This window comes from Promicromonospora kroppenstedtii DSM 19349, from assembly GCF_000515355.1.
GTDB classification, from domain to species: Bacteria; Actinomycetota; Actinomycetes; order Actinomycetales; family Cellulomonadaceae; genus Promicromonospora; species Promicromonospora kroppenstedtii.
Genome location: NZ_KI911701.1, coordinates 16,586 through 20,019 on the forward strand (window position 1 = coordinate 16,586; position 3,434 = coordinate 20,019).

General features: G+C 74.2%; 2 protein-coding genes. Both read right to left on the reverse strand.

Translation table 11 applies throughout. The features are described from left to right. The coding region (locus tag PROKR_RS18420; RefSeq protein ID WP_051433125.1) for a beta-L-arabinofuranosidase domain-containing protein at positions 1–2,154 on the reverse strand (2,154 nt) is incomplete at its 3' end. Then, positions 2,147–3,434: aminopeptidase P family protein (locus PROKR_RS18425; protein WP_051433126.1), on the reverse strand; the 1,288-nt coding region annotated here is incomplete at its 5' end. The genes PROKR_RS18425 and PROKR_RS18420, both read right to left, overlap by 8 nt.

Genomic DNA, 3,434 nt, shown 5'->3' on the forward strand with positions numbered 1-3,434 from the left:
GGAGCCAGGCCCGCCGTCGGCCTCGGGCGACCGCCCGACGTCGCAGCGCGCCGCCGCCAGCAGCACCCGCCGCCCCTCCGCGGCGCTGAGCAGCCCGAGGTCCACGAACTCGTGCGTCGTGCGCAGCACGGTCTCGACGAACTCCGCCCGGTCGGCGAAACCGCCGTCCGACCACAGCACGTCGAGGAACGTCCGCCCGTCCGCACGCGCGGCGTTCGGCACGCCCGAGTCCGCCGCGGGGTCGGCCCCCGCGAACGCGATCCGCGCGTCCGACCGGCGCAGGTACATGTGGTACCTGGCGTCGGACCCGGACCACGTCGGCTCCAGGACGAGGTCGCCGAGGCGCCACGTGCCGTCGTCGGCGGAGGTCAGCGGGGCCTCCAGCGTGCCGTCCAGCCGCCGCCAGGTCGCGGCCTCCAGCGGCAGCCAGGTCGTGGCGGTGCTGCGGGCCAGCAGCACCGTCGGCCCGAGCTCCAGCGTGACCACCGACGTGTCGTCGGGGGCCGGGACCTCGCGCAGGGTCAGCGGCAGGTCGATCGCGACGACGGTGCCGGGCCGCCAGTCGCGCCGCAGGGCGACGTACCCGCCGTCGGCCCGGACGGACTGCGGCTCGCCGTCCACCGTCACGGTGAAGGCACCGCCGTCCGCGACCCAGCCCGGCACGCGCAGGCGCAGCTCCAGGTCGCCGGTCGCGTCGACCTCGATCCGGCTGCCGCCCTCCAGCGGGTAGCCCGTCCGCTGCACGAGCCGGACGTCGGCCTCCGGCCAGCTCGCCGTCGAGGCCACGTAGAGGTTGACCCAGACGGTCCGGACGCCGCTCTCGGACGCCGCCGAACGGAAGTACACCGAGTCCTGGTACTTGACGTGGTTCTCCAGCCCCGTGCCGCCGCAGCAGGTGCCCACGTTGTCCCACTCGCGCAGCGCCCCCGGGTGCACGGGGAACATGTACGTCACCTCGGGGGAGTTGTCCGAGTCGACGTCGCGTCGCGAGCCCAGGATCTGGTTGGTCACGGCCCGCTCGTAGTAGTCGGCGAACCGCGCCTCGCCCGTGCGCTCGAACAGGGCGCGCGCGATCTTGAGCATGTTGTAGGTCACGCACGTCTCGGCGTTCCGGTTGCCGATGTCGCCCGCGACCGCGCCCGCCGGCCCCCACAGCTCGTTCTCGCCGGAGCCGCCGTGTGCGTAGGTGCGGCCGGGCACGAGCATGTCCCACAGGTTGACGACGGCGTCCGTGTAGCGCGCCTCGCCGGTCAGGTCGCCCAGGGCGAGGTAGCCGAGCAGGGTCGCGGCGTGCTGGTTGGCGTGCATGCCGTCCAGCTCGTCCCGGCCCGCCGCGGCGAGGTCGAGCAGCGAGTCCAGGTCGAACAGCTGCGCCGTCTCGACGAACATACGGTCGCCCGTCAGCACCGCCAGGTCGCACAGCACCTCGTTCATGCCGCCTGCCTCGCCCGCGATGTACAGGGCCCACATGGCCGCGCGCTGCTCCGCGGGCAGCACGGACAGCCGCCCGTGCACCCACCGCCCCATCTCGGCGGCGACCTCCAGCGCCACGGCCGAGCCGGTGTGCCGGTGGGCGTCCAGCAGACCGGCCATGATCTTGTGGCACGTGTAGTAAGGCGCCCAGATCTCGCCGTAGGGCGCCAGCGATTCCAGGCGCGAGAACTGCCACTCGCCGTAGGCGGCCAGGAACCCCGGGTGGCTGTAGCGGCCCGTGGCCGCCAGCGTCTCCTGGACCTCCCGCAGACCAGCGACCAGCTCGTCGACCTTGGCCTTCAGCTCGGCCCGGTCGTCGGCGTCGCCCGGACCGCCGGCCGCGAGCGCCAGCATGGACAGGAAGTGGCCCGCGTAGTGGCCGCGCAGCAGGTTGGCCGTGGGTGCGGCCTCCCGGCCGGGGTAGTCGTGCGGGCCCCAGGCGTCCTCGTCGGGGTGGCCGAAGTCCTCCCAGCCGCCCGGCGGCAGCGCGCCGCGGGTGTCCAGCCCGGCGTTCGCGCGGAACACGGCGAGCAGCCGGTCCACGGGGTAGACGCGCGCCAGGTGCAGCATCTGGTCGCGGGCACGCGTGAAGACGCCGCCCGTGACCTCGACGTCGGCGAGCGGGAACGGCTCGGCCACCCGGGTCCCCACGCCCGGCAAGGAGAGCACGGCCTCAGGCATCGCCGATCCGCTCCGCGGTCCAGCGCTCGATGCCGGCGGCGTCGATGGGCAGGGCGTCCGAGAGCACCTCGGCGCCGTCGGCCGTGACCAGCAGATCGTCCTCCAGGCGCACGCCGATGCCGCGCAGCTCGGGCGGCACGGTCTCGTCGTGGGCGTGGAAGTACAGGCCGGGCTCGACCGTCATCACGACGCCGGGGGCCAGGGGAGCGGCCTGGTAGGCCTGGTAGTCGGAGTGGGCGCAGTCGTGCACGTCGAGCCCCAGGTGGTGCCCGATGCCGCAGACCAGCCAGCGCCGGTGCTGCTGCCCGCCGGGGGAGAGCGCCTCGTCGACCGACACGTCGAGCAGCCCCCAGTCGTGCAGCCCCTGCGCGATGACCTCCATGGACGCGAAGTGGAAGTCCAGGTACTCCACGCCGGGCCGGATCTGTGCCATGCCGGCGCGGTGCGCCTTCTCCACCAGGTCGTGCACCTGGCGCTGCACGGTGCTGAAGGTGCCTGACGGCGGGATCGTGCGGGTCACGTCGGCCGTGTACAGGGAGTTCGCCTCGACCCCCATGTCGAGCAGCAGCGGCATGTCGGGCAGGATCGGGCCGTCGCACCGCACCCAGTGCAGGGTCGGGGCGTGCGGCCCGGAGCCGACGATCGTCGAGTAGCCCGGCCCGTTGCCGAACGTGCGGGCGTGCCGGTCGAACGTGCCCTGCAGCCAGCGCTCGCCGAGCCCGCCGACGGCGCGCGGCACCTCGCGGGCCACGGCGTCGAACCCGGTCACGGTGTGGTCGATCGCCTCGCGGAGCTGGCCGATCTCCCAGTCGTCCTTGATCATCCGCAGGTCGGACAGGGCGCGGGCGAGGTCCTCGGACGGCTTGAGGCCGAACCGCCGCACCAGGTCGTCGTCGACCGACGGCGAGGCGAGCGCGCCGTCCAGCTTCTCCAGCACGCCGTCGAGCGCGGCCCGCGGCTCCACGGCGATGTCGAACGCCTCGGCCCACGCTGCCAGGTCGGGAGAGGGCCCCACCCAGAGCTCGCCGTACGCCGCGTTGCCGAAGAACGCGCTCTCGCCCGGCTTGGCGGGCGGCGGCAGGTACAGCGTCGCGTCGTGCCCGCCCTCGTTCGCCCGCAGCACCAGGACGCCGTCCTCGGCCTGGGTGCCCGTGAGCCACACGAAGTCGCTGTCGGCGCGGAACCCGTACATCGCGTCGCCGTTGCGCAGCGGCGCGCGCCCCGCGCTGACCACGGCGTCGCGCGCGCCGAGGCGCTCCGACAGGCGGCGGCGGTGGTCG